26 protein-coding genes are annotated in these 24,501 nt (G+C 63.5%); 20 read left to right on the top strand and 6 right to left on the bottom strand.

What is annotated here, in order from left to right; all coding sequences use genetic code 11:
- The first annotated feature begins 434 nt into the window (after window positions 1-434).
- From ABZ728_RS00405 to ABZ728_RS00370, 8 genes are all read left to right on the top strand, one after another.
- Entirely contained in the window at window positions 435-977 is a 543-nt protein-coding gene (locus tag ABZ728_RS00405; RefSeq protein WP_366653563.1) for a response regulator transcription factor, read from the top strand.
- A 532-nt stretch (window positions 978-1,509) separates the two neighbouring features.
- Window positions 1,510-2,343 carry a CsgG/HfaB family protein gene (locus ABZ728_RS00400; RefSeq protein ID WP_366653562.1) on the top strand — a complete coding sequence of 278 codons (834 nt, stop codon included), beginning with the start codon at window positions 1,510-1,512 and terminating at the stop codon, window positions 2,341-2,343.
- A 3-nt stretch (window positions 2,344-2,346) separates the two neighbouring features.
- Entirely contained in the window at window positions 2,347-3,492 is a 1,146-nt protein-coding gene (locus tag ABZ728_RS00395; RefSeq protein WP_366653561.1) for a hypothetical protein, read from the top strand.
- Window positions 3,493-3,639: 147 nt separating this feature from the next.
- Entirely contained in the window at window positions 3,640-4,146 is a 507-nt protein-coding gene (locus tag ABZ728_RS00390; protein ID WP_366653560.1) for a hypothetical protein, read from the top strand.
- A 43-nt stretch (window positions 4,147-4,189) separates the two neighbouring features.
- Window positions 4,190-4,756, top strand: coding sequence for a hypothetical protein (locus tag ABZ728_RS00385; protein ID WP_366653558.1), 567 nt, complete (start codon window positions 4,190-4,192; stop codon window positions 4,754-4,756).
- Complete coding sequence (locus tag ABZ728_RS00380) at window positions 4,749-4,931, top strand: hypothetical protein (RefSeq protein ID WP_366653557.1); 183 nt, start codon at window positions 4,749-4,751, stop codon at window positions 4,929-4,931. The genes ABZ728_RS00385 and ABZ728_RS00380 overlap by 8 nt, the downstream gene beginning before the upstream one ends.
- Window positions 4,932-5,100: 169 nt before the next feature.
- A complete protein-coding gene (locus ABZ728_RS00375; RefSeq protein ID WP_366653556.1) occupies window positions 5,101-6,135 on the top strand; it encodes a DUF3179 domain-containing protein in 1,035 nt (344 codons plus the stop codon).
- Window positions 6,128-6,739, top strand: coding sequence for a hypothetical protein (locus tag ABZ728_RS00370; protein ID WP_366653555.1), 612 nt, complete (start codon window positions 6,128-6,130; stop codon window positions 6,737-6,739). The genes ABZ728_RS00375 and ABZ728_RS00370 overlap by 8 nt, the downstream gene beginning before the upstream one ends.
- Window positions 6,740-6,767: 28 nt before the next feature.
- Here ABZ728_RS00370 and ABZ728_RS00365 read toward each other — a convergent pair whose 3' ends face one another.
- Window positions 6,768-7,442: a DUF892 family protein gene (locus tag ABZ728_RS00365; protein ID WP_366653554.1), complete on the bottom strand. Its 675-nt coding sequence runs from the start codon at window positions 7,440-7,442 to the stop codon at window positions 6,768-6,770.
- A gap of 138 nt (window positions 7,443-7,580) precedes the next feature.
- Here ABZ728_RS00365 and ABZ728_RS00360 point away from each other — a divergent pair, with 138 nt between their 5' ends.
- Genes ABZ728_RS00360 through ABZ728_RS00350 form a run of 3 tightly spaced genes read left to right on the top strand, consistent with a single transcriptional unit; the run spans window position 7,581 to window position 10,416 of the window.
- Entirely contained in the window at window positions 7,581-7,943 is a 363-nt protein-coding gene (locus ABZ728_RS00360) for a hypothetical protein (RefSeq protein ID WP_366653553.1), read from the top strand.
- 47 nt (window positions 7,944-7,990) lie between these two features.
- Window positions 7,991-9,061 carry a nitronate monooxygenase gene (locus ABZ728_RS00355; RefSeq protein WP_366653552.1) on the top strand — a complete coding sequence of 357 codons (1,071 nt, stop codon included), beginning with the start codon at window positions 7,991-7,993 and terminating at the stop codon, window positions 9,059-9,061.
- Complete coding sequence (locus tag ABZ728_RS00350; RefSeq protein ID WP_366653551.1) at window positions 9,031-10,416, top strand: winged helix-turn-helix domain-containing protein; 1,386 nt, start codon at window positions 9,031-9,033, stop codon at window positions 10,414-10,416. Before ABZ728_RS00355 ends, ABZ728_RS00350 begins: the two co-directional genes overlap by 31 nt.
- Before the next feature lie 2 nt (window positions 10,417-10,418).
- Here the strand turns inward: ABZ728_RS00350 and map are convergent, their stop codons facing one another.
- Entirely contained in the window at window positions 10,419-11,174 is a 756-nt protein-coding gene (gene map, locus ABZ728_RS00345; protein ID WP_366653550.1) for a type I methionyl aminopeptidase, read from the bottom strand.
- Between the two features lie 305 nt (window positions 11,175-11,479).
- On the opposite strand from map, the gene ABZ728_RS00340 reads away from it, so the two are divergent.
- The 5 genes from ABZ728_RS00340 (at window position 11,480) to ABZ728_RS00320 (ending at window position 17,796) form a co-directional block, all read left to right on the top strand.
- The gene (locus ABZ728_RS00340; RefSeq protein WP_366653548.1) at window positions 11,480-12,832 is read left to right on the top strand and encodes a pentapeptide repeat-containing protein; all 1,353 of its coding nucleotides are present in this window, start codon (window positions 11,480-11,482) and stop codon (window positions 12,830-12,832) included.
- A 130-nt stretch (window positions 12,833-12,962) separates the two neighbouring features.
- A complete protein-coding gene (gene dapF, locus ABZ728_RS00335) occupies window positions 12,963-13,799 on the top strand; it encodes a diaminopimelate epimerase (protein WP_366654332.1) in 837 nt (278 codons plus the stop codon).
- A complete protein-coding gene (gene mtaB, locus ABZ728_RS00330) occupies window positions 13,786-15,216 on the top strand; it encodes a tRNA (N(6)-L-threonylcarbamoyladenosine(37)-C(2))-methylthiotransferase MtaB (RefSeq protein WP_366653547.1) in 1,431 nt (476 codons plus the stop codon). Before dapF ends, mtaB begins: the two co-directional genes overlap by 14 nt.
- A 9-nt stretch (window positions 15,217-15,225) precedes the next feature.
- Window positions 15,226-16,182, top strand: a complete 957-nt coding sequence (ftsY, locus tag ABZ728_RS00325; RefSeq protein WP_366653546.1) for a signal recognition particle-docking protein FtsY — start codon at window positions 15,226-15,228, stop codon at window positions 16,180-16,182.
- 54 nt (window positions 16,183-16,236) lie between these two features.
- On the top strand, window positions 16,237-17,796 hold the full coding sequence (locus ABZ728_RS00320; RefSeq protein ID WP_366653545.1) for an AMP nucleosidase: 1,560 nt from the start codon (window positions 16,237-16,239) through the stop codon (window positions 17,794-17,796).
- Window positions 17,797-17,820: 24 nt separating this feature from the next.
- Here ABZ728_RS00320 and ABZ728_RS00315 read toward each other — a convergent pair whose 3' ends face one another.
- Window positions 17,821-18,102: a DUF6522 family protein gene (locus tag ABZ728_RS00315; RefSeq protein ID WP_366653544.1), complete on the bottom strand. Its 282-nt coding sequence runs from the start codon at window positions 18,100-18,102 to the stop codon at window positions 17,821-17,823.
- A gap of 72 nt (window positions 18,103-18,174) precedes the next feature.
- On the opposite strand from ABZ728_RS00315, the gene ABZ728_RS00310 reads away from it, so the two are divergent.
- Window positions 18,175-18,828: a septation protein A gene (locus tag ABZ728_RS00310; protein ID WP_366653543.1), complete on the top strand. Its 654-nt coding sequence runs from the start codon at window positions 18,175-18,177 to the stop codon at window positions 18,826-18,828.
- 21 nt (window positions 18,829-18,849) lie between these two features.
- Here the strand turns inward: ABZ728_RS00310 and ABZ728_RS00305 are convergent, their stop codons facing one another.
- From ABZ728_RS00305 to pgk, 3 genes are all read right to left on the bottom strand, one after another.
- Window positions 18,850-20,097, bottom strand: a complete 1,248-nt coding sequence (locus ABZ728_RS00305; RefSeq protein WP_366653542.1) for an FAD-binding oxidoreductase — start codon at window positions 20,095-20,097, stop codon at window positions 18,850-18,852.
- Window positions 20,098-20,226: 129 nt separating this feature from the next.
- Complete coding sequence (locus ABZ728_RS00300; RefSeq protein WP_366653540.1) at window positions 20,227-21,546, bottom strand: family 1 glycosylhydrolase; 1,320 nt, start codon at window positions 21,544-21,546, stop codon at window positions 20,227-20,229.
- A gap of 5 nt (window positions 21,547-21,551) precedes the next feature.
- Window positions 21,552-22,751, bottom strand: a complete 1,200-nt coding sequence (gene pgk / locus ABZ728_RS00295) for a phosphoglycerate kinase (protein WP_366653539.1) — start codon at window positions 22,749-22,751, stop codon at window positions 21,552-21,554.
- 166 nt (window positions 22,752-22,917) lie between these two features.
- Between pgk and ABZ728_RS00290 the strand changes: the two genes are divergently transcribed.
- The 3 genes from ABZ728_RS00290 (at window position 22,918) to ABZ728_RS00280 (ending at window position 24,387) form a co-directional block, all read left to right on the top strand.
- Complete coding sequence (locus tag ABZ728_RS00290) at window positions 22,918-23,082, top strand: autotransporter outer membrane beta-barrel domain-containing protein (protein WP_366653536.1); 165 nt, start codon at window positions 22,918-22,920, stop codon at window positions 23,080-23,082.
- Window positions 23,083-23,285: 203 nt separating this feature from the next.
- A complete protein-coding gene (locus ABZ728_RS00285) occupies window positions 23,286-23,648 on the top strand; it encodes a hypothetical protein (RefSeq protein ID WP_366653535.1) in 363 nt (120 codons plus the stop codon).
- Window positions 23,641-24,387 (top strand): ZIP family metal transporter, encoded by a 747-nt coding sequence (locus ABZ728_RS00280; RefSeq protein ID WP_366653533.1) that lies wholly within the window; start codon window positions 23,641-23,643, stop codon window positions 24,385-24,387. The genes ABZ728_RS00285 and ABZ728_RS00280 overlap by 8 nt, the downstream gene beginning before the upstream one ends.
- Window positions 24,388-24,501 lie beyond the last annotated feature (114 nt).

The following is a 24,501-nucleotide window of genomic DNA, read 5'->3' as shown; positions in this document are numbered from 1 at the left end:
CGACTTGAAAAAATGATCGAAAAAATCCGGGAGTATCGGGAAAAAAGCATGAGTCGGCTGACGGTAATGAAAAAGCATTTAGATCAATCTAGCACGGACTTGAAGCCATTGTGCATTCGGATGACTATCAGCAAATCATCGTATGATAAAACTCCACCCTTACGGCGAGTTCCGCGCGCAATTTGACAATGACCTTCATCCATGAGTACGTTTGTAAACGCTACCAGGAGGATGTAATCTGAAGCATAAGCACGAATCATCATCAATAAGTTCTCGATCAATCAAAAGGGGGCGGCATGACTGAATCAAATATCATTCTAATCAACAGGAGCAGATTGTTCCGTGAGGGGATGCGGAGTCTTTTTGAGGGCGCACCGTTTTCGGTCGTTCTCGAAGGAGCGAATTTGTCATCAGTATTGCCAAAGCTCGGAGAAATGAATACGCACGATGCATTCATCCTGGTCGAATGGTTTGCCGATGATGACGATTTTCTCGACGGGATACACAAACTGAAGGCAATGGGTGATTATCGCATCGTTGCATTGACCGACCAGCTCGATCCCAGAACGCTGATAAGCGCTCTGCAGGCTGGCGCGCGTGCTCTGGTGCTGCCGGACATTTCGCTCGATGCTCTGAACCTGTCGCTGGAACTGGTCAAGGCCGGCGAGGTGGTATTTCCGACGGAATTGGCGGATTTTCTGGTGACGACCTTCAAGGGGTCGAACCGTTTCGTCGACGGGACGGCTGCCGATCAGGCCGGTCTGTCGGAAAAGGAACTGCAGATCCTGCAATGCCTGGTTCAGGGACAGCCGAACAAGGTGATTGCGCACAGGCTTTCCCTGCCCGAGGCAACGGTGAAGTTTCACCTGAAGAACCTGCTGCGCAAGGTTAAGGTCTCCAACCGGACCGAAGCCGCGATCTGGGGACTTACCCATGGTGTGTGTTCAGACGCACCGCTGGAGCCCAGCACCCACTGACGGCACGACATCGAACGGGCAACTGTGTTTCTCGACACAGCATCCGCCCCCTATTTCATCCCCGAAGGGGCGAAGCGACATCCGGGGTCCACACGCCCCGCGAGAGCGATGATAGTGTGGCCCCGGCTCGGCGAAGCATCACTTCGTGCTGCATCGCGTCCGGGGCAAGCGAATTCCTTGCGACGCTGCTCGGGTGAGCTTCTGGCAGAGGGCTTGGTCCTGCGCCGCCCGCCAAGAGAGTCCAATCCCGAACATCGCAGAAGTCAACTGGAACGGACTGTCGGCGCCCGCCGACGGTCCGTTTTCGATTCCGCCCTTCATTTCCGGGCAATGGCCGGCGCGCGACTTTCGGATAAACAGAGTCGCCTGATGTAGTGAATAATATTCATTAGAAGGAAAAATTGGAAAGTTGCTTTTATCCTGCTGAAATATAAATGATCCGATATACCAATATACAACAGTGACGCATTTTCATAGTCTTGTGCGGTGAGTGACAGCAATAAATCTCTGGAAAAGCCGCACAGAGGTCATTATGAAAACGACTATAGCCGCATCGCTGCTTGCAGCGACGACACTTACCGGATGCGCCGCCACCGTTGCCACTGATTCCAATGGTCACGAGCCGTCTTACAGCTTCCCGGTAACGTCGAACTACACACCCTATACCGAGTGTCTGGCGCAACTGTCGGAATTGCCGGGTGAGAACCTTCCCACCTTTACGGTCGGAGAGATCCTGGACAAGACGGGCCAGCGCGATATGGAAAGCGACAGCATGGTGCTGACCCAGGGCGTGACCGAAATGGTCATGAGCGCCCTGTGGGAGACCGGCAAGGTCAATCTGGTCGAGCGCTTCGACCTGCGCATCCCGCTGGCTGACCGGGAAATGGTCCGCCAGGGCATCATGCCGCGCACCTATCCCCAGGGTCCCACCGTCAGGCCGGCCAATTTCGTCGTCCTCGGCGCCCTGACCGAGCTCAACTACAACATCGTCAGCCAGGGCGCCGGACTTTATGTCGGCGGCGCCGGGTTCGGCGGGCGCTCGGTCATCATCAATGTCGGCCTCGACCTCAGGGTCGTGAATCCGATCACCTTCGACGTTCCGTACGTCACGACGCTGCAGAAGCAGATTGCCGGCTACGAAGTCGAAGGCAACGTCTTCCGATTCTTCGGAGACCAACTCGTGGAGTTCGATGCGGGTCGTATCGAAAACGAACCGCTTCAACTCGGCGTGCGGTCCGTCGTGGAGATGGCCACCCATCAGATCATGACGGACTTCCTCGGCCTCCCGTCCAGTCCCGAATGCGAACTGGCAGAGACCGAGTTCTTTAGCGAGACCCTTGATCGCAATCGTCCACAGGAGAACTGAGATATGAGACGCACGAAAAAGCTCGGAATGCTCGCCGGCGCCTCCGTCGCCGCCCTGGGCCTGGCCCTCGCCGCCGCCCCGGCCACTGCCTTCGATGAGGTGGGCTGGGGATGGGACGCCGAGGTCACCACCAACGTCGATCTGGACTGGAGCTTCAACAACGAGTTCGATCCAACCGAACTCGACAATCTCGGCATGGTTGAGGACCTGCAGATCTTCGTCGGCTCCGTCGATGCGGAATCCAAAGTCTCCGACGTCGAGAACAACCAGCCCATGGGCGAGGGAGAGGGCGATCCTGGAATCATTGAGTTCGCTGTCGATTGGGATGCGTATGGCGATTTCGACTTTCAGTGGCACGGGGATGAAACCATCACCGGCGGAGCAAAGCTGAAGTTCACGAACGATGGTGTCAGCCTCGTTAGTGGCGAGACTGAAACTACGCTGCAGTGTTCGGATACCGGCCCGAATGACACCGAATGCACAAACGATGGCAATACCTTTGTGGTTGCTGTCGACCTCTCCGAGTTCGAGATCGGCGACGTTGTTCCGTTGGAGGCTCTCGGCGCCGGAGCCGAACTGCCAGAAACCGTCAGTGCGGCGACAGCCATCGCCAACAATGCCAGCGTCGATGCCGAATTCACTGACACTCATGACGGCGGCGGCATCCTGCTGCACGAAGGTCAATTCGCCTTTGACGTGCCCGGCTACATCGACGAGGACGCCAAAGACGACGCAGAAGCGCTGACCGGTGTCTATAGCCAGTTGAACAGCCTGAATTCGGGTCTGGTCATCTCGGGTCTGGCAACGTCGGCCACACTCCTCGATCTGCTTGAGCATTCAGAGGTCGAAGCGGAGTCCGATGTCGACGACGTTCTGAACTCTTCGGTTGACAGCGCGGCGACGGCGGTCGCCAACAACTTCAGCGGTGAAATGATGGCTGAAGATTCCAGTGCGCTGATCGGCGACGTCACCCAGTTCGCCCTGGCGAATGTCGATGCCGAGTCAAACGTCGACGATGTCTGGCTGCACAACTACACCAACCTCGGCAACCTCGATCGTCCGATCGTGAATTCCGTCGCCACGGCGGTTGGCAACAACAAGTCGATCAGCATCACCGTCGGCGATATCGACCCGACCGGCGACAACTGAGGCGTCAACGACTGACGCTCTGCCATCCACCATTCGATATGCGGCTTTTATCGGATGGCGGGAGCCTGCGGGGTGGGTTCGCCCACCCCGTATGGCCATCCGCCCACCGCCAAAGCCGTCAGCGCAAGCCGCACATGGAGGTTTTTCATGAAGCGCTACATCGTTCTTTCGGCCGCCTTCTGCGCGATCGCCGCCGTCACACTGGGAATGGAAGCCGGAAATCTGCCGGGGCCGTTGTCGGTCCAGTCGGCCGAGGCCCAGCAGATGGGCAAGCGGCCCTGGGCGCCGTCCCAGCGCAACCGCAGCATGGCCGCGCAATTCCAGCATGCCGAACGGCAGGCGGAACGCAATGGCGGCGGTGGCAGCGGCGCACAGGGGGCGCTGGAGCAGTACGTCAATAATTATACCTATAACAGTTCGTCGACCTCCGTCGGCAATCTGAACGAGATTACGCAGAATTTGTCTGACGGATCAGTCGGAACGGTTCATCAGACAACGGACCAGTTGAGCGACGGCAACCAGGGGTCGGCGGCGAATACCGAGGTCGCGGTGAACAGCGAAACCCAGTCCGAAAGCAGCGCCGACACCAATATCGGGGCCGAAGGCGGCGACCGTTATCAGGGAAAAGACTGGTTCTCCGAGAAGGCGGATTAGGGCCCGTCTGTTTCGGGCCCCACCCGCAAACGGCATCGCCGCCATGACATTCGTCGATTGGCTTTTGCCGGATCGTGCCCTTGCCGACCCATGCCCGGGACGCGGCGGCCGGTCGATCGTCTTTCTCGATGACAACGACCATTTCGCGCGCTATGTCGACGCCGTGGCGGTCGCGGCCGGGGTCGACCTCGCCGCTCTGACCCGGTCGGAACGGCTTGCCATGGTGCTGGACGTCTATCGCCCCGGCACGGTTATAACGAATGTGCACATGCCGTGCCGCGACGCGGTCGATCTGTTGCCCGTCCTGCACGCCGCCGGTACGGTTCGGCGCCTGGTCATCGTTGCCGGCGTCGATACGCCAGCCCTTAAGGTCGCAGCATTGCGCGCCCGGAGGTATGGCGATTGGTCGGTCGAGACATGGACGAAGCCCCTTCGAACAGCTTACCTGTTCGAAAGGTTCATTGATTTCGCGGCCGAACCGGTCCATCCAACAGAGTGGGTCGAACGACGTGGCGGCCACCGACGTTGCGTAACAGAACAAGGGGTGCCGGTCCCGACCGGGCCGGACAGAACCCCGGGAAGGACCATTGAGGGGTTTGAAAATGCGTGATACGCCGTCCGAACTGATCATTCCGGCCGTAGCCGCCGACCTCCATGAGATCTGTCAGGAAGCCGTCGATGCCGGCTGCTCGCCCGATCTCGTGGCACGGGCCTGCTACGAGGCGATCGATGCCTGGTATCACGAACATCCCCCCCAGACGCCTCAGGCCCCACAGGCGCAATAATTGCGCGGTCGCGGGCCTGCACCACGCTTGCCCGCCAACGTGCCAACCTTCCGAAACCTGGCTCTTTCGGTTTCCGCGAATTGATGATCAGAGGCAACTGGCGTCTTCTTGTTCGATAGTCAGGCGCGGGCTTCCGCGTGCCTGCCGTCAACGGATCGGGAGACAGCCCATGCCAACACGCCGAACGGTGCTTTCAGGCATCCTGCCCTTGCTGGTCGTCGCGTCGGCGCCGGCATCGGTTCTCGCGGCGGTCCCACGCTACCCGGTCAGCGGCACCGATCGGCATATGGGTGCCGACGCCCAAAGCTATTGGGACGCCAAAATGTCGGGCGGTCCGGGCAAGGACGGTATTCCCGCCATCGACAATCCCCGTTTCCATAGTGCCGCCGAGGCCGATTCATGGCTCGCCCCGGATGACGTCGTCTTCGGGCTGGTCGAAAACGGTGTCGTGCGCGCCTATCCTCAACGGATTCTGGTCTGGCACGAAATCGTCAACGATACGGTCGGCGGCGACGGGATTGCCGTCACCTATTGCCCGCTGACCGGGACGGCGATCGCCTTCGAACGCGGCGGCACCGAATTCGGCGTAACGGGTCAATTGGTCAACAGCAATCTCATCATGTACGACCGGGACACCGATACCTGGTATCCGCAGATTCTGATGCGGGGCATTGGCGGCCCGCATGCCGGCGCGTCATTGCGGGAACGGGCATTGCTGTGGACGACATGGGGGCGATGGCGGTCTGCTCATCCTGAAACCGGGGTGTTGTCCACCGACACCGGGTTCGCGCGCAATTACGACCGTGACCCGTATGGCGGCTACAACCCGATCTCGGGCTACTACGTCCCGGATAGCGAAACGATGTTCCCGCTGATGAATACCGACGACCGATTCGCCAACAAACAGGTATTCATCGGTGCCCGGACCGACCGTGTCGCCATGGCCTTCAACCTGGACAGCTTGCGGGCTGCGCGCCGACTCGTCCTGGAGGCTGGGGACGAGGTCTTCACCGCCGTCTACGACGAAATCCTCGATACTGGTTACGTCTTCATTGGCGAGACGGCCGGCGAGGCTGTCATCAACCCGACCGGGCCGCACGCCGTTGAATGGGTGGGGGGCGATAGTCTTGAGCCGCTGAACGCGTTCGCGGCGATGTGGTTCGCCTGGGCGGCGTTCTATCCCGACTCGGCCGTGCATGAGTAAGAGGACGGAAGCGGGCATGGCGGAATATGGGCTCATGGGCCGCGTGGTCCGGGATCGGGGAGCATGGCTGCTGGCGCTGTCGGTGATGCTGGCCTATCTGCTGATCTATCAGCTCGCCGTTCAGGATCTGACTCTGGATGGCGCGGCGCGGCCATTCAGTTTCTTTCTGGTGGCGAATTGGGAAGGGCTGATGTGGCGGGAACGGGCGCCGTTTCAGTTCGAACCGATCGCCGTGGTCGAAGCGCCGCATCTGGTCTGGCTGATCTCGCCGGTTAACCTGGCAATCGGTTCCGCCATGGGGGCTTTGACCGGCATGCAGATCGGACTGGCACGCGTCGCCCGGCGCTGCTCGGCCGTTTGCGGGCTGAGCCCGGCGACAGGGGTTCTGGCGGGCCTGCCGGGCTTGTTGGCGGGCAGCGCCTGCTGTGCGCCGGTCATCTTCATCCTTCTCTGCGTGCAGGTCACGGCATCGTTGATATCGGTCATGTCCTTGATGATCCCGATCGCATTCGTTCTGCTGGCGGCAGGACTGGTGGCGACGACGGTTGTAGCGGCACGGCGATGCGCCGCCGCCGCTGCCGACGGATCGGGAATCCGCGCCTGACACAGGTCGACAGCCCCTGGTCGGAGAGTCACTCAGGGTCGCGCTTCGGTCCGTGCAGTTTGTCCTGCTGCGGCGACGGATCCATGCGCCCCGCCTCGTCGTCCGTGTCTGCATCGGCACCCGAGGCCGATCGCTCCGGCTGAGACGATCCCGGTTGGTTGGCCTCGTTGGCGACGCGTTCTGCCGTGGCCAGTTCCACATAGCGGGCGACGATACTCTGCAGGTTGTCGTGGAGCCAACTGGCCATGGCTTCCTCTTCCTGCAGGGATTTCTCCAGTTCAGGGCGAAGCTCGGCCATCCCCGCCTTGTCGGTCAGTTCCAGCAGCCCCCGATAGGCGGCGATTTCCATGCTTTCGAACATCGTGTTCGACTGCAGCACCTTCAACACCGCATCGTCGCCGATCGACCGGAACGACGACTGGCCCTTGCCCAGAAAGCTGACCAGCGCGTCCTTGAGTGAGGATCCGGCCGCGTTGCACGCCTCCAGAGCCCGTTCGAGCCGCATGGACTGCTCGTGCGACTCGCCGATATGCTGGGCGAGCCGGGCATGGAACTCCGGAAACGCCGAGACGGTTTTCAGCTGCGATTCCAGGACGCTGATGGCCTGACGTTCGAGCGCGTGGGTATTCTGCAATTCGCTGATCAGGGCTTCCCGGGCGAAGGCCCGCGACTTTTCCGGTGTGGCAATGTGTTCTTCATGCATGGCGGATTCCTTTCGGCTTCAGCCAATAAACAACCGACGCGGCCGCTGGTTCCCGAAATCGTCATACGGTGATACCATGGCGGCGTTGAGCCGATCGACTGATGACAAACCCCTCACAGGTTGTACGGGAGTACCGATATGGCCGCCCTTCAATCACCGACCGACCGGACGTCACCGCTTGCGGCATTGCACCGCTATTGGACCGGCAACGGCCCGCTCTGGCGCGTTTTCTGGATATATGGCGTGGCGACCAGCGCCGTCCTGGCCGCCATATATGCCTTCGCGCTGGCCGAGTCCGTGATATGGCTCGAACAGATCATGCTGCCGATATTTGTGGCCTATACGCTGTGGATCGTCGTGTCTGTCTGGCGCTGCGCGCCGAACGCCGAACAGGAACTCCACGCGCTGCTTGCGCGCTGGCTGACGGTGGTCTGGTCGATCAATACGCTGCTGCTGGCCGGATTTCTGCAACTCCGGCTGCTCGGCTTTTATACGTTCTGAATGATTGTGCATCGGCGATGCCGGGCCGAAGATCGGGAGAATCCAAGGTGAGCGCACCGCTGGCCAGAGCTGAAGAGTTTTGCCGCCGTTTCGGGCTGCAAGCGCCGATCCTGCTGGCGCCGATGGCGGGCGCGTGTCCGCCGTCGCTTTCCATTGCCGTGGCCCGGGCCGGCGGTCTGGGCGCCGCAGGCGTGCTGCTCATGCCGCCGGCGGACATTCTGTCCTGGGCCGACACCGTGCGCGCCGGCACCGATGGTCCGTTTCAACTGAATATCTGGATCCCCGATCCGGCGCCGGTGCGTGATGCGGACGCCGAGGCGCGCATCCGCGCCTTTCTCGGCCAGTGGGGCCCTGAGGTGGCGCCGGACGCCGGCGATGCCGCCCCGCCGGATTTCAAGGCGCAATGCGCGGCGATGCTGGAAGCGGCGCCGCCAATCATCTCGTCGGTCATGGGGCTGTACGACGCCGACTTCGTAGCCGAAATGAAACGGCGCGGTATCGCCTGGTTCGCCAATGTTTCCACGGTCGCCGAGGCCCGGGCGGCGGAAGACGCCGGCGCCGACGTCATCGTCGCCCAGGGTGCTGAGGCCGGCGGTCATCGCGGTTGTTTCGACGCCGGAACGGCCGAGCAAACGGCCGTCGGTCTGGTGTCGCTGGTCCCTGCCATCGTCGATGCCGTGAAACTGCCGGTGGTCGCGACCGGCGGCATCGCCGATGGCCGGGGCGTCGCCGCCGCCCTTGCCCTGGGGGCGAGCGCGGCCCAGATCGGAACCGGCTTTCTGCGCTGCCCGGAATCCACCATCCCGGCGGCCTGGGCCGACGCGCTGGCCCGCACGCCGCCTGAGGAAACCATGGTGTCCCGCGTATTCAGCGGCCGGGCCGGGCGCAGCATCGCGACCCGCTATGTACGCGCCGCGACCGGTAATGATGCGCCCGATCCGGCGCCGTACCCGATTCAGCGCGGTTTGACCGCCGCCATGCGCGCGGCCGGCACGAACGAGGGCGACGTCGATCGGATGCAGGCCTGGGCCGGGCAGTCGGCCGCACTGGCCAGGGCCATTCCCGCCGCGGAAGTGCTTGATCAGGCATGGCACGGGGCGCAATCGCTGCTACGTTGAGCGGCATGGCCCCCCGTTCCGCACTTGCCACAACTGGCCCGACCCCATCCGACCTGGTGCCAACTGATCTGGCGCCATCCGTCCGGCCGACATCGTCCGACCGATTGTCACAAAAGGCAGCACGGCGCATCGCGCTTGCTGCGCAGGGTTTTTCGGGCCAGGGCTTCTCGGGCCGGGGAACCGGCGCCGACCGCGATGCGGCCACGCCCGGCCGGGCGCAACTGCGCCGGATGATCGACCGTCTGGGCGTTCTGCAGATCGATTCAGTAAACGTGATCGCGCGTGCCCACACTCTGCCGGGTTTTTCGCGGCTCGGATCCTATACCATTTCGGATCTGAACCATCTGGCCTATGCGGGACGGCGGCGGGTGCTGTTCGAATATTGGGGGCACGAGGCGTCGTATCTGCCTGTTTCCCTGCAGCCATTGTTCCGGTGGCGCATGGCGCGGGCAGCGGCGGGGGAGGATATCTATACCGGACTCGCCCGATGGGGCCGGGAACGGGCGGATATCATCGACGAGGTTCGCCGTGAAATTGCCGATCGCGGGCCGATCGCGGCATCGGATCTCAGTCGCGTCAAGGATGGCGGCGACCGGGGCGCCGGCGGCTGGTGGGGGTGGTCCGAGGGCAAGCGTGCGCTGGAATGGCTGTTCTGGGCCGGGGAGATCACCACGGCGACCCGTCGGGGCGCCTTCGAACGGGTCTACGATCTGACCGACCGGGTGCTGCCGCCGGCAATCCTGGCAATGCCGACGCCCGATCCGGCCGATGCGCGGCGCGACCTGATGCGGGTGGCGGCGTCGGCCCTGGGCATCGCGTCCCAGCAATGTATGCGCGATTACTATCGTTTCCGGCCGGCGGATGCGTCGGCTGCGATCGCCGATCTGGTGGAGAGCGGCGAGCTGCGTCCCGTCGAAGTCAAGGGATGGGCGCGGCCGGCTTATCTCTGGCACAAGGCGCGCCATCCCCGGCGCGTGGCGGGCCGGGCGCTGCTTGCGCCTTTCGATCCGTTGATCTGGTGCCGGGGCCGGGTCGAGGCGCTGTTCGGGGCGCGCATCCGGCTGGAGATCTATACGCCGGCCCATAAGCGGCAATACGGGTATTATGTCCTGCCGTTCCTGCTCGGCGACAGCATTGCCGCCCGCCTGGATCTGAAAGCGGACCGGGCCGCCGGTCTTCTCAGGGTCTGTGCCGCGCATGTGGAGCCCGGCTTTAGCGCCGATGCCGTCGCCGGACCGCTGGCGGCGGAACTGGCATTGATGGCGCGATGGCTGGGCCTGACGGCGGTCGCCATCGATGGCCGTGGCGAACTGGCCAACGCCCTGGACGGGCCGGATATCGGCATCTGCGGCTGACGTCAGGCGCCGCTCGGCAGCGTAACGATCGTCGGTCCGTTGCGGGTTGCGATGACGGTGTGCTCATACTGTACGGTCGGTGCCGAGGGATAGCTGTAAAGCGTCCAGGCGTCGTCGCCGCTTTCGGCGCATTCGGCACCCAGCGACAGGAACGGTTCGACGGTAAAGACGAGGCCGTCATGGATCATCCGGCGGTCCTTGGGGTTGGGCCAGGTGGCGATGCCACCCGGCTCCTCGTGCAGGGACCGGCCGACACCGTGGCTTTCAAGGTTCCGCACCAGGGAATAGCCATTGCGGTGTGCGAACCGGCCGACGGCCTTGCCGATCGCCGCGATCGGCCCGTTGGCGCGTGCCTGTTCGACACCGGCCGCCATCGCTCTGCGGCCATCACGGCAGAGTCTGGCGATGGATTTCGAGAATGGCGGCACCGCGAACGACGCGCCGGTGTCCGCGTAAAAGCCGCCGCATTCTGCCGACACATCGATATTGACCAGATCGCCGCGCTCGATCCGCCGTGGCCCCGGAATGCCGTGCGCGATTTCCTCGTTGACACTGATGCAGGTCGCACCGGGAAAACCATAGGCAAGTTCCGGCGCCGAGCGGGCATCGAGTTTGTCGAGCATACTGCGGCCAAGCCCGTCGAGTTCCGCCGTGGTTATTCCTGGTTCCAGTGCCTTGCCCATGGCAGCGAGTGTATCTGCCACGATGCGACCGATTCGCTGCAGACCGATATAATCCGCGTCGTTCGATACCGTCATTGATTCCATTTCCACTGTCCTGCCGGCGGCGGCGCCCGCGTCACGCCTCTCTACCATAAACGGGTGTCAGGCCCCTATTGGCTTTGACAGCCTGAAACCAGGTTGGCATCTATGTTTGTCGGGGGCGCGGCTGTTCGATCCATCGGGCATGACCGCTACCAGATTTTTACGAGGCATCGCAGGATTGCATCCGTTGAGGCCACAAATCGGAAGTTGTGCCGAATTTAACGGTTTATTCGGGATATTGCGGCAGAGTGCCGACTTCCAGCTTCGCGTCAACGGGTCCCGGAAGGGGGCGGCAGTCCGTGCCAAGATCGACCGACGACAATAAGGAATCCTACCGCAAGCGCCTGTCCCAGCAGGAACTTGACCGGGTTATTCGCGATCACGCCCGGTATCTGCAGCGGCGCAGCGGGGGCCGGCGGGCATGCCTGCGGCTGGTCGATCTTTCTCATCTCGAAATGTCCGGCCGCGACCTCTCCGAGGCCGATTTGTCCGGAGCCAATCTCTATGGTGCGCGTATCGTGGGCACCGTGCTTGCGCATGCCAATCTCTACGGCGCCGATCTCAGGCTGGCCAATCTGACCGATGCCGACCTGACCCTTGCCGATATGCGCGGCACCTGCCTGCGGGGGGCGGTTCTGACCGGCGCCTGCATGATCGACACCGACCTTCGCGACGGCGTTATCGTCACGCCCGGCAGCGACGGATCGCTGGAGCCGATCAGTTTCGACACCACGATCACCGAGTTGACCTGCGCCAAGATCAACAACGCCAATCTGACACGGGCGAAGCTGGCCAACGCGTTCGTCATGCAGACCGATCTGACCGACAGCGTGCTGCGCGACGCCCGGCTGATCAGGACCAACCTGACCAATTCCGATCTGACCGGCTGCGTGCTGGAAGGCGCCGATCTGTCCGACGCCAATCTGACCGGCGCGAATCTCAGCGGTGCCGATCTGCGCAATGCCAAGGTCATCGGCTGCAACATGACCAATGCCGATCTCGTCGGCGCCATCTACGACCGTAACGATTTGCTGAAAGCCAACCTGACCAATGCCAGGGTGCTGAAACCGTCGGGAAGCCTGCGCCGGCCGATCCTGGATGTGCTGCGCGATCACGCGCTGTGGACGGTCACCAACGGCCGCAGCGGCGAACGCATCGATTTCTCTGAACTGGATCTGGCGGAGAGCGATTTTACCGGGCGCAATCTGTCGGCCTCGCTGATGCGCTCGGTGTGCCTGTCGGACGCCAAGCTCATCCGCGCCGGTCTGGCGATGGCCGATATGACCTTCGCCGACCTGCGGGGCGCCGACCTCACGATGGCCGATCTGCGCGGCACCAACCTGCAGCGTGCATCGCTGATCGGGGCGACTCTGACCCAGGCGCGGATGTCGCCGGTTGAAATCGCCGGTGCGAACAAGCTTACGTGGTCGGCCAATCTCATGCGCGCCCGGCTGAGCGACGCCAATCTTTTCGAAGCCGATATGAGCCACGCGCAGCTTTCCGGGGCCGTGCTGACCGGCGTCGACCTTCGTGGGGCCAATCTGACCGGGGCAAATCTCCAGAATGCAGATCTGTCCAACGCCAGGCTGGACGGCTGCAACATGAGCGATGCCGACCTCACCGACGTTACCGGCCTGAAGAAGCCGGCCTGAAAAACCGGCAAAGATACTGCGCTGGTGATCTGGCGCGGCCCCACGGTCTCGGCCGGCAATGCGTGTGCCGCAATTCCGGCATCGGCCGGCGCCGGTTTACTACGTCCCGGCAGACGCCTATAACCCGATCATGACGCAAAATTTCATCAAGATGCACGGTCTGGGCAATGACTTCGTCGTTATCGACGCGCGTCGTGACGTCGTCGATCTGACGGCCGATCAGGTCAGGCGCATCGGCGACCGGCGCCGGGGTGTGGGGTTCGATCAGTTGCTGATCATCGAACCGACGGCGACCAAGGGTGTGGACGTCTATATGCGGATCCTCAACCCCGACGGCGGAGAAGCCAGGGCATGCGGAAACGGCACGCGTTGCGTGGCAGATCTGGTTATGTCCGAAACCGGACGGCGTGAAACCGTCATCGATACGGTGGCCGGGGCGATCGCGTGCCACCGCAACGCCGACGGCAGCGTGACCTGCGACATGGGACAAGCACGGCTGGACTGGCGCGACATCCCACTGGCCCGGGAGGTCGACACCATGAGCCTGCCCGTTTCCGTCGGCGACGTCGCAAAGCCGGTCGCGGTGGGCATGGGCAACCCGCATGTCGTCTTCTTCGTTGACGAAGCCGATGCCGTCGATGTCGAACGTCTGGGGCCGCTGATCGAAAACCACACGCTTTTTCCCGACCGCACCAATGTCGAATTCGCGCAGATTCTGGCACCGGATCTGATCCGGATGCGGGTCTGGGAACGCGGCGCCGGCGTGACCCAGGCCTGCGGATCGGGCGCGTGTGCGACCGCCGTTGCGGCGTGCCGGCGCGGATTGACCGGCCGGGCGGCGACCGTGCGACTGGATGGCGGCGACCTCCGGATCGAATGGGGCGATGACGGCCGGGTCCTGATGACCGGACCGGCGGCACGGGTGTTCGCCGGCACGCTGGATCCGGCCTTTCTTGACGGCCGGTGACGGTGTGCCGGGCAACGAGGTGACAATGGAAGCGACGGGGGCAGCTGTAAACGCCGATCCCGATGCCGGTCCGGCATCGGCGGACCGGCGCCGTGTGATCACGCTCGGCTGCCGGCTGAACACCTACGAAAGCGAAGTTATCCGCGGCCACCTGGCCGCAGCCGAGGCCGAGTGTCCGGACGGTCCCGAAACGGTTGTCGTGAATACCTGCGCCGTGACCGCCGAGGCCGAGCGTCAGGCCCGACAGACCATCCGCCGGATCAAGCGCGACCGGCCCGAATGCCGGGTTGTCGTCACCGGATGTTCAGCCCAGATCGACCCTGATCGTTACACCGCCATGGCCGAGGTCGACCATGTCGTCGGCAATGCCGAAAAGCTTCGCCCGGAAACCTGGTCGGGCATGGCCGACGCGGCAACGGCCACGCAGCGGGCTCTCGTGAATGATATTGGGTCGGTGCGCGATACGGCCCAGCACCTCGTGGACGGTTTCACCGATCGTACGCGTGGTTTCGTACAGGTACAGCAGGGATGCGACCATCGCTGTACGTTCTGCATCATTCCCTATGGCCGCGGCCCCTCGCGGTCGGTTCCGGTTGCCGAAGTGGTGCGGCAAATCCAGGCCCTGGTCGGCAATGGTACGCGTGAGGTCGTGCTGAGCGGCGTCGACATCACCTCGTACGGCGGCGATCTTCCCGGAAAGCCGGTTCTGGGACATCTGGTTCAGGCCGTCCTGCGCCATGTTCCCGACCTGCCGCGTCTCAGGCTTTCTTCGCTCGACTGTATCGAAGTCGACGAGGCATTGTGGGACGTGATCGCGAACGACCATCGATTCATGCCGCATCTGCACCTGTCCCTGCAATCGGGCGATCCGATGATCCTGAAACGGATGAAGCGGCGGCATACGCCGGACGAGGCCGTGGCATTGACCGAACGCGCCCGACGAATCCGGCCCGACATCGTGTTCGGCGCCGACCTGATCGCCGGGTTCCCGACCGAGACTGGGGAAATGGCCGCCAACACGCTTGCGGCAATCGATGCCTGCGGCCTGACATGGGTCCATGTTTTTCCCTATTCCGAACGGCCGGGCACGCCGGCAGCCCGCATGCCGCAGATACCCGGCAATGTCCGCAAGGCCCGTGCTGCTGCGCTTCGCCAGGCCGCTGCGGCGGCGCAGCAGCGTTTTCTTGACAGCCGAGTCGGCTGCCATGAGATGTTGCTGATTGAAAACAGCGGGCTGGGGCGCACTGAACAGTTTGCCACGGCCCGGCTGGTCGACGGGCCGGCACCGGCCGGATCGTTGATCGCGGCGGTCGTGATCGGCCATGACGACGGCGTTCTTCAGACCCGGCGTGCGGTTTGCGGACCGCATGGGTTCTTTTCCCCGGCAACCCCACCGGAAACAACCGACGTATCATAAGGTCCAGAGATGGTCTCCTCGCCCGACGCCCCGGATGGCGGCAAGAAGAAAAGCTGGTTCAGCCGTTTGAAGGACGGCCTGTCGCGGTCGTCGTCGAAGCTGTCGGAAGGGATTACCGGCATCTTCACCAAGCGCAAACTCGACGACGAGACGCTTGAGGAACTGGAGGACCTGCTGATCGGCGCCGATCTGGGGCCGGCCAATGCCGCCCGTATGACGGCGGAACTGTCCCGCACCCGTTTCGGCAAGGAAGTGTCGCCGGAAGAGGTCCGCGAGGCGCTTGCCGAACAGGCGGCGGCGATTCTGGCCAAGGTCGCACAGCCGTTGCGGCCCGAGGGCGGAAAGCCCACGGTGATCCTGATGGTCGGCGTCAACGGGACCGGCAAGACCACGACGATTGGCAAGCTGGCGCATCTATGGCGCGGCCAGGGACTGTCGGTGACCATGGCGGCGGGCGACACTTTCCGCGCGGCGGCCGTCGATCAGCTGAAGATCTGGGGCGCGCGAACGGGCTCGCCGGTCATTGCACGGCCGATCGGCGCCGACGCCGCCGGCCTGGCGTTCGACGCATACGAATCGGCGCGCAAGGAAGGCAGCGACGTGCTGCTGGTCGATACCGCCGGCCGCCTGCAGAACAAGAAAACGCTGATGGAGGAGCTGACCAAGGTGGTGCGAGTCCTGAAAAAGCAGGATTCGTCGATTCCCCATCACGTTGTCCTCGTCCTGGATGCGACAACCGGGCAGAATGCTCATGCACAGGTCGAAGCGTTTCAGGAGGCGGTCAATGTCACCGGGCTGATCGTCACCAAGCTGGACGGGACGGCGCGTGGCGGCGTCGTCGTTTCGCTTGCGGAAACGTTCGGTCTGCCCGTTCACGCCGTTGGCGTTGGGGAGACGGCCGAGGATCTGCGCGACTTCGAGCCCCGGCAGTTCGCGCGGTCGCTGATGGGGTTGAGCGACGGCTGACCGCCGACTGCGGCGTGGAAAGTGATGGATAGAACGAAACGGGGTGGACAAGGCATGGCAGGCGTGGACGTCGAAGGCATTGGAACGGCCGGCGGCCGGATCATCGACCCATCCGGAGAATCGGCTGAAGTTGAGCCGGTCGAGGTCGGCGTGAGTGCCGCAGCCGAACAATTCACGGACCTGACGGCGGCGTATCAGCGGGTCGCGGAAATCTACGATACCGGCACACGGTTCCTGCGCGACCGTTTCCGGGAATACGCCCATGGTAAAGATCCGCAGAAGCGGCAACGGGCCTTTTATCCCTATGTGAGAATCCGCACGACGGGTTGGGCGCAGGTGGATACGCGCCTGTCCTTCGGCTTTGTGACCGACCCTGGAAGCTATTCCGTCACCATAACCCGGCCGGATCTGTTCAACGCCTATCTGCACCAGCAGTTCGAGCAGTTGCTGCACAATCATCAGGTGCCGATCGAGATCGGAACCTCATCGACCCCGATACCCGTCCATTTCGCCTTTCCCGACGGCATGCATGTCGAAAGCGACCTGACGCCGGAACGCATCAGGGGCCTGCGCAATGTGTTCGACGTGCCTGATCTGGCGGTGATGGACGACAGCATCGTCAATGGCACGCATTTCATTACGCCCGGTTCGGGCGACCGTCCGTTGGCAATGTTCACCGCACCGCGGATCGACTATTCGTTGCATCGCCTTCGGCACTATACGGCGACCGCATGCGAGCACTTCCAGAACTTCGTGCTGTTCACAAACTACCAGTTCTATATCGATGAATTCATCCGGCATGCCCAGGCCTTGATGGCCCAGGGAGATCCGACTTATGATGCTTTCGTCGAGCCGGGAGGGCGGATCACGCCCAACACGCGGCTGAGTGCCGAGGGGCCGCAGGGCACCGCCGTGGAACGTGCGCCGCAGATGCCGGCCTATCATCTGGTCGCGCCGAACAACACCGGCATTACCATGGTGAATATCGGCGTGGGGCCGTCCAACGCCAAGACGATCACCGATCACATCGCCGTGATGCGGCCGCATGCGTGGCTGATGCTTGGTCATTGCGCCGGTCTCCGGAACTCGCAGAAACTCGGCGACTATGTGCTGGCTCATGGCTATGTGCGCGAAGATCACGTCCTTGATGCCGATCTGCCGATCTGGGTGCCTTTGCCGCCGCTGGCCGAAGTGCAGCAGGCGCTCCAGTCGGCGGTCGGCGAAATTACGGGGCTGAAGGACTATGAGCTGAAATCGATCATGCGCACCGGCACCGTTGCCACGATCGACAATCGAAACTGGGAATTGCGCGATCATCACGAACCCGTTCAGCGGTTCAGCCAGTCGCGGGCCATTGCGCTCGACATGGAATCGGCGACGATTGCGGCCAACGGATTTCGTTTCCGCGTCCCTTACGGCACCTTGTTGTGCGTGTCAGACAAGCCGTTGCACGGCGAACTCAAGCTCCCCGGCATGGCCGATGCCTTTTACAAGCAGCAGGTCGGCCAGCATCTGAAAATCGGCATTCGCACCATGGAGGTGCTGCGCACACTGGGGCAGGAGAAATTGCACAGCCGCAAGCTGCGCAGCTTCAGCGAGGTGGCGTTTCAATAGGCAATGGCCCGTCGTTGGCGCCGGTCAGGATAGCGGCCCCTCTGTCAGCAGCTGGCCGATGTCATCGACGACGATTTGCCATCGGTGCGATGCCCAGGTAAAGGTCAGTCGCCAGGTGCCCGCATCGCTGCCGGTTCCACGCTCGGTCGCCTGAAAAACCCGGCCGTCGCGCAGCAATGCCATGAAACGGTCGGGTTCGAGCCCCAGCTTCGGCGCGATATAGGTGGCGTCGACGGTGAAGGAACCGTCGGGGGCGCGGGTCACGGGAGAAGCGTTGTCCTTGCGATCTTCGGTCGTCATCGCCATTGTCACTCCTTGCCGGAACGGGGTCGGCGCTGTTGTTCGAACGTGCCGTTATATATAGGGGCTTACCATATCATGGCCGAAAACCAAGTAATCGCAGGCGGTGGCAGGCATGCGATCAACCCGTGGATCCGGCTGGGGCTGGAAGCCGGCCCGCTGATCGTGTTCTTCATCGCCAACCGGCTCGAAGGCATCTATGTCGGCACGGCCTGGCTGATGGCGACCACGGTCGTGGCCATTGCCGTGTCGTTCAGGCTGGAACGGCGGGTGCCGATGATGCCGCTGATATCCTGCGGCTTCGTGGTCATTTTCGGCGCCCTGACCCTGTTCATGGACGACGACGTCTTCATCAAGATCAAGCCGACTTTCGTCAACCTGCTGTTCGCGACGATCATCCTGGTCGGATTGGTGTTCGGCCGCACATTCCTGAAGATTCTGATGGGAACCGTGCTGTCACTGACCGACCAGGGATGGCGATCGCTGAGTCTGCGCTGGGGGCTGTTCTTCATCGTTCTTGCGGTGCTGAACGAGCTCGTCTGGCGGAATTTCTCGACCGATTTCTGGGTGAACTTCAAGGTCTTCGGCATCATGCCGCTGTCGATGATCTTCGGCTTGTCGCAGGTTCCGCTGATCATGCGCGAAAGCACCGAAGAAAGCGGCGCCGCCACAGACGACATTAACGAACAGGTGCCAACCGGCGATCCCCGGCGTCCTGAAACGCGGGAATAGAGACCTTTCAGCCAGATCCCGTCACAGCCCCGGCAGGGGCGCATCGGCGGTCGGCAACGGGCAGCCGCGGCGGAACCGGTCGATGGCGAATGGCGCAAGAGCGGGATCGCGCGCGCCGGTGACCACATGGTCGGCCGCGAACTGGGCAAGACCGACGCCACGGGCGCCCAAGCCGGTATCGGCCAGCCAATAGACCGACGGGCCGACATAGTCCGCAACCGGGAACCGATCCGGGCTGAGGGCCATACCGCCGGTACACGGGCGGTCGACGAATGTCGCACCGTCGGCAAAGCGCGTCATGCGACGGCCGATCGCGTCAGGTGCGACGGCCTGAAACCATGATGTCGATCCGCCGGGGTCGATGGGTGCCCAGGGCATCAGTCGAACATGCAGCCCCTGGCCGTCCAAACGTTCGCCGCCATGGCGCAGGCTGATGGATACCTTGTCACCGGTGATGGTCTCGGTATTCAGGATCAGCAGCGGCGCGTTACGCCGGTCGGCGCCCCGCCAGCCGACGGTGGTTTCGACATCGCCCTCAAGGCAGGGCTGGGCCAGCCATCCCGACGGGCCTGTTCCGGGTGCTGCCTGGTCTCCTGCGATGGGCGGAAGGTTCTGCATCTCGCCGAGCATGGACCAGTGTTCAGGAGCATGGGGACCGACTGCGATGATGATGTGCCCGGCTTGAGTCTGGCCGCGCGTCGTCGACACAATGCATCCGTCGATGCCGCCAGTTTCGTATCGCGTGACTTCGGTTCCGGCGTGGATCCGCACGCCCCAGCGCCGCGCGGCTTCCGTCAGGCCGGCAATCATCTGCCGGGCGCCGACATAGCCGCCAGCGGGATCGTGATACAGCGCTGCCCCGTCGGCAATTGTCAGATCCGGCCATGTGTCGTCGATCAGGCGGCCGATGGCTGCGGGCGACAAATGCTGGATTTCGGGGTGGGTGTCGGCGGCCGTCGGGCCTTCGGCGGTCTCGCGGATGGCGCCGACCTGCTGGAACCCGTAGGTGACCGGATCGCTGGCCAGAAAATCTAGGCTCCGGTCGATGATCGGGAAGAGCACCGGCGACGCGTCGAAGCGATGGATGGACCCGGATGCGGACCAGGAAGCGCCGGTACCGGGGCCTGCCTTGTCAACGACCAGAACGCCGTCTCCGGAACCACGGCCCGACATCTCCAGCCGCTCGGCAATCGCGCCGGCAATGGCCAGCCCCTGAATGCCGGCTCCGACCACCAGATACTCGACCCGCTCGGGCATGGTCGCCTGCATCCGTTCCCCCTGTTCCGGTGTCGCGCGGACAACGCGCTTGCGAAATGACCGCTGCCGTGCAGCCGCACCGGCCATAATCGTTATGAGGGTACATAACGTTCGTTTACAAAACCTTGAGCTGTATTCGATTCAGGCGGCGCCCAGATGGCGGGCCAGAAGATGCCAGCTTCGCTTTCGCATTCGGCGATGCGTCGCGTGGTCGACATGGATCAGCCCCTGCCGATCGGCGAGCCCGCCCACCGGTTCGAAGCCATCGAGGAAAGGCCGCACAATGCCCGATGTGACACCGGGTGCGGCTTCGGCGCTGGCGATCAGGCCCGCCAGGCGGTCCGCCCGGTCGGCATCGTCGATGGCGTCGGGGCCGCCAGGGGGCCCGGGGCGCCGCTGGTCCACCATACTGCTGCCCGGACGGACGAACGCGATGATATCGGCCTTCAGGCCTTCCTGACCCGACAGGTCGGCGAGCGACCGGTTGAAACAGTCGGCGGCGTCATCCGGTAATCGGGGGATCCGGGGCAGGCTCATCCTTGGCGTCAGCACGCGTCCGCCGGTATGAGCGACTGTTGCCCGTCCGGCAGGATCCACGCCGAGCACATCCAGGTCTGCGCCAAGGTGGTCGGTATCGCCGTCCTCGAACCACCCGCCGAAGGCTTCGGCGATCGGCGCCGTATAGCGCCCGGTGGTCAATGCGCCAATATGGGCATGGTTCAGAAAGCTCGACACCATTTCTGCAGCATCGAGTGCGCCTTGCGTGTCGTCGGCGGCCACGCACTCGACCGCACCCGCAATCGTGCCGAGCCGTGTGGACGGCGTTTCGCCGCGCAAGGCCGCCAGCGTCGCGGCAACCGCCAGAGTCTGATGATGCAACGCGCCGAAGATGGGGCCGCCGGCGGCGTAGGACCCGCCGCTGCGGCCGGGAGGAAAGCGGCCCTCGCCATATCCCTCAAGCGCAAGCCGGGCGGGATCGTTCATGACCAGGAGGGTCTCCAGCCGATCGCCCAGCCGGGCCGCGACGGTGCAGGCGTAGTCGCGAAACCGGAATATGGTATCGCGGTTCAGCCAGCCGCCGCCGTGGGGTCCGACCATGTTTTCCAGCGCGGCCGGCAGGTCCCAGTGGTGCAGTGTCGGCAAAGGCGTCAGCTCGGCATCGAGGATCCGGTCGACCAGACGGTCGTAGTGACCCAGGCCGTCGGCGTCGGCACGGCCGCGACCCGTGGGCTCGATACGCGACCATGAGACCGTAAAGGCAGCCGTGCCGAGCCCCGCTTCCCGGAAAGATGCCAGGTCTTCGTCCAGATGACCGGTGAAATCGGACCCCCGCGAGGGTCTGGACCCGTCCGCGACGCGGTCCGGCCAGCGGCAGAAATCGTCCCAGATGCTACGGTCCGGCTCTGCGGGGCGGCCGCCGCCGTCGACCGACAGCGCGACCGTTCCTGCCCCCCATTTCATGGCCGTCAATCCGTCTTCAGCGCGGCAACGCCCGGCAGGTCCTTGCCTTCAAGCCATTCCAGAAAGGCGCCGCCGGCACTCGATACATAGGTGAACCGGTCATCGACACCGGCCCGGCTCAGGGCCGCGACGGTATCGCCGCCGCCGGCGACCGACAGGACCCGACCCTTTTCCGTCAGTTCGGCGACGTGGCGGGCCAGGGCAAAGGTACCGGTGCCAAAGGGTTCGACCTCGAAGACGCCAAGCGGCCCGTTCCAGAGCACCGTCTTGACACCGTCGACAGCGGCCGTGAGGGCGGCAATGGTGTCCGGGCCGACATCGAGCATCATGGCATCGGACGGGATGGCATCGATGGCCACGGTCTCGTTCGGGGCGCCGGCTTCGAGCTTGCGCGCAACGACCGCGTCACTGGGCAGAATGATGCGGCAGCCCGACTTTTCGGCCCTGGCCATGATGTCGCGGGCCGCGTCGGCCATGTCCGACTCGCACAGCGAGGTTCCGACATCGACGCCCTTGGCGTGCAGGAACGTGTTGGCCATGCCGCCGCCGAGCACGAGCATGTCGACCTTGCCGATCATGTTGCCGAGCAGATCGAGCTTGGTGGAAATCTTGGCACCGCCGACGACGGCAAGCACCGGGCGTTCCGGCTTTTCCAGGGCGTTGGTCAGGGCGGTGAGTTCCTGCTCCATCAGCCGGCCGGCCACGGACGGCAGCAGCCGGGCGATCGCCTCGGTCGAGGCGTGGGCACGGTGCGCGGCGGAAAAGGCATCATTGACGTAGAGATCGCCCAGCACCGACAGCGATCGGGCGAATTCGACGTCGTTGGCCTCTTCCTCAGCGTGAAAACGCAGATTTTCGAGCACCAACACGCCGCCCGGCGTCAGCGCCTCGATGGCCGAGGCCGCAGGGGCGCCGATACAGTCCTCGGCGAAGCTGACCGGTCGTCCGTCCAGCGAGACCGAGAGCGCCGCCGCGACGGGGCGCAGGCTGTCCTTTTCGGAGCGCTTGCCCTTGGGTCGACCGAAATGAGACATGACCACGACCTTTGCCCCCTTGTCGGCCAGTTCTGTCAGCGTCGGTGCGAGCCGGTCGAGCCGCGTGGTATCGCTGACCTTGCCGTCGCTCATCGGGACATTGAGATCGGCGCGCACCAGCACGGTTTTGCCCGCAACGTCGACGTCATCCAGTGTCTTGAAGGCACTCATCGAACTGCTCCACCACCGATTGCAAGGATATCGGTGCGAAAGCAACCATAGCCGGGCCGATAATTCAACAGGACGCTTTGATAGCAGGTATGTGGGGAGCGGAGCTGGGCGCGAGTCGCCGCGCGTGGGCGCCTCAACTCGGCAGAACCGATAGGGCTGCCTGACGGTGATTTCAGCCGAAACAGGGCTGCCGCGCGAGATCGCCGAACTGGGTGTCACGCTCGATGTCGGCGTCACCGACAGCGTTGACCCTTTTGCCGCCTATGACGGCAGCCTCGGCGACAACTACGCCGACCATCGCGGCCAGGCCGGGCTTCGCTTTACCTGGTGACCGGGGCGGCACCCGGCGTTACCGCGCCGGGTATCGGGGCGGGTGGTAACGCGCCACCCCACCTGATCGTCCCTGACTTGATCAGGGGCCCCGATCCGGATGTCGTCGTTACTGGGTGCCGCGAAGATTTGTCGTGGCTTGTTGCCGCCGGCCGAGGTCCCTATACTCTGCTGCCAACGAAGCCTGCACTGAAAAGAGACTTCATGGCGATCGACGGACGACCGAACCCGCTGCGGCTGAATCCGCTGCAGTGCAAGACATTGGCGATTCTTCAGGGATTTGCCGAGGCAGGACACGGCTACGAAGAACCGGACGGCGACGGCTATTTCGTCGGGCAGTTTCCGCAGCCCCACGGCAATCACATGCATGTCGGCCAGGCACTGGTCATGATGCGCGACGCCACGGGGCTAACCAATCCGGCGGTATTCACGGCGCTGGAGCGAAAGGGTCTTATTCGCAGCGCCTTTCCCATGGGCGCCGTTCTGACGCCTGCGGGTCGCGAGTATGTGACCGGCGTTCGCGACAGGGTCCTGCATCAAACCGACCACCACGGTCCCGATGGATGATCCTTCGACGGCCCTGGTCTTCGTGGCGGCGCTTTTGACCGCCATTGCGACCGGAGTGGGAGCCCTGCCGCTGCTGTGGGCCAGGCAGGGAGGCGAACGGCTGCAAGCCGTCGGTGGTGCGGTTGCCGGGGGCCTGATGATCGGCGCCAGCATTCAATTGATCATCGAGGGCACGGCCTATGGTCTCGGCTCTACCGTGATCGGCGCTGTCCTGGGTGCGGTGTTCATGGCCGTGGCCGGGCGTTTGATGCCCCACGGCGATGAAATGAAGATCGGGGAGATGGTCGGCGCCGATGCCCGCAAAGCCGTGCTCATCGTTGGCGTCATGACTGTCCATTCCGCAGCCGAAGGCATCGGCGTGGGCGTCTCGTTCGGCGGCGGTGCGGATCTCGGATGGCTGATGACGCTGGCGATCGGCATCCACAACATGCCCGAGGGTTTGGCCATCGCCCTGGTTCTGGTGCCGCGCGGTGTGACGGTGCTCGGCGCGGCGTGGTGGTCGATATTCTCATCGCTGCCGCAGCCTTTGCTGGCTGTGCCGGCCTTTGCCTCGGTCGCCCTTTTCGAACCGCTGCTCCCGGCCGGTCTGGGGTTGGCGGCAGGCGCCATGATCTGGATGGCGGCGACTGAGATGCTGCCGGATTCACGTGCCCGGCTGGGCCTGTGGAAGATGACGGTCTGGACGTCAGGATCGGCCCTTTGTCTCCTGGCCTTTGCATCTCTGATGGTCGGGTCCTGAAATCTGCCTGCCCCGAGCTATGGTTGCCCGGGGTCCCGGCAGGCCCAATGAACGAAACGCCGCACCTTCAGTGGTGCGGCGTTTCGGATCGTGCTGGCACCATTGCCGGCGCTG

This window comes from Fodinicurvata sp. EGI_FJ10296 (assembly GCF_040712075.1).
Lineage (GTDB): Bacteria > Pseudomonadota > Alphaproteobacteria > DSM-16000 > Inquilinaceae > JBFCVL01.
The sequence above is the reverse complement of the archived record's forward strand: the minus strand, read 5'-3'. Positions and strand labels throughout refer to the sequence as shown.

What these genes read in the sequence shown, in the direction of transcription:
- ABZ728_RS00405 (WP_366653563.1), top strand. Translation starts at nt 435, where the DNA reads ATGAATACGCACGATGCATTCATCCTGGTCGAATGGTTTGCCGATGAT.
- ABZ728_RS00400 (WP_366653562.1), top strand. Translation starts at nt 1,510, where the DNA reads ATGAAAACGACTATAGCCGCATCGCTGCTTGCAGCGACGACACTTACC.
- ABZ728_RS00395 (WP_366653561.1), top strand. Translation starts at nt 2,347, where the DNA reads ATGAGACGCACGAAAAAGCTCGGAATGCTCGCCGGCGCCTCCGTCGCC.
- ABZ728_RS00390 (WP_366653560.1), top strand. Translation starts at nt 3,640, where the DNA reads ATGAAGCGCTACATCGTTCTTTCGGCCGCCTTCTGCGCGATCGCCGCC.
- ABZ728_RS00385 (WP_366653558.1), top strand. Translation starts at nt 4,190, where the DNA reads ATGACATTCGTCGATTGGCTTTTGCCGGATCGTGCCCTTGCCGACCCA.
- ABZ728_RS00380 (WP_366653557.1), top strand. Translation starts at nt 4,749, where the DNA reads ATGCGTGATACGCCGTCCGAACTGATCATTCCGGCCGTAGCCGCCGAC.
- ABZ728_RS00375 (WP_366653556.1), top strand. Translation starts at nt 5,101, where the DNA reads ATGCCAACACGCCGAACGGTGCTTTCAGGCATCCTGCCCTTGCTGGTC.
- ABZ728_RS00370 (WP_366653555.1), top strand. Translation starts at nt 6,128, where the DNA reads ATGAGTAAGAGGACGGAAGCGGGCATGGCGGAATATGGGCTCATGGGC.
- ABZ728_RS00365 (WP_366653554.1), bottom strand. Translation starts at nt 7,442, where the DNA reads ATGCATGAAGAACACATTGCCACACCGGAAAAGTCGCGGGCCTTCGCC.
- ABZ728_RS00360 (WP_366653553.1), top strand. Translation starts at nt 7,581, where the DNA reads ATGGCCGCCCTTCAATCACCGACCGACCGGACGTCACCGCTTGCGGCA.
- ABZ728_RS00350 (WP_366653551.1), top strand. Translation starts at nt 9,031, where the DNA reads ATGGCACGGGGCGCAATCGCTGCTACGTTGAGCGGCATGGCCCCCCGT.
- map (WP_366653550.1), bottom strand. Translation starts at nt 11,174, where the DNA reads ATGACGGTATCGAACGACGCGGATTATATCGGTCTGCAGCGAATCGGT.
- dapF (WP_366654332.1), top strand. Translation starts at nt 12,963, where the DNA reads ATGACGCAAAATTTCATCAAGATGCACGGTCTGGGCAATGACTTCGTC.
- ftsY (WP_366653546.1), top strand. Translation starts at nt 15,226, where the DNA reads ATGGTCTCCTCGCCCGACGCCCCGGATGGCGGCAAGAAGAAAAGCTGG.
- ABZ728_RS00320 (WP_366653545.1), top strand. Translation starts at nt 16,237, where the DNA reads ATGGCAGGCGTGGACGTCGAAGGCATTGGAACGGCCGGCGGCCGGATC.
- ABZ728_RS00315 (WP_366653544.1), bottom strand. Translation starts at nt 18,102, where the DNA reads ATGGCGATGACGACCGAAGATCGCAAGGACAACGCTTCTCCCGTGACC.
- ABZ728_RS00310 (WP_366653543.1), top strand. Translation starts at nt 18,175, where the DNA reads ATGGCCGAAAACCAAGTAATCGCAGGCGGTGGCAGGCATGCGATCAAC.
- ABZ728_RS00305 (WP_366653542.1), bottom strand. Translation starts at nt 20,097, where the DNA reads ATGCAGGCGACCATGCCCGAGCGGGTCGAGTATCTGGTGGTCGGAGCC.
- ABZ728_RS00300 (WP_366653540.1), bottom strand. Translation starts at nt 21,546, where the DNA reads ATGAAATGGGGGGCAGGAACGGTCGCGCTGTCGGTCGACGGCGGCGGC.
- pgk (WP_366653539.1), bottom strand. Translation starts at nt 22,751, where the DNA reads ATGAGTGCCTTCAAGACACTGGATGACGTCGACGTTGCGGGCAAAACC.
- ABZ728_RS00285 (WP_366653535.1), top strand. Translation starts at nt 23,286, where the DNA reads ATGGCGATCGACGGACGACCGAACCCGCTGCGGCTGAATCCGCTGCAG.
- ABZ728_RS00280 (WP_366653533.1), top strand. Translation starts at nt 23,641, where the DNA reads ATGGATGATCCTTCGACGGCCCTGGTCTTCGTGGCGGCGCTTTTGACC.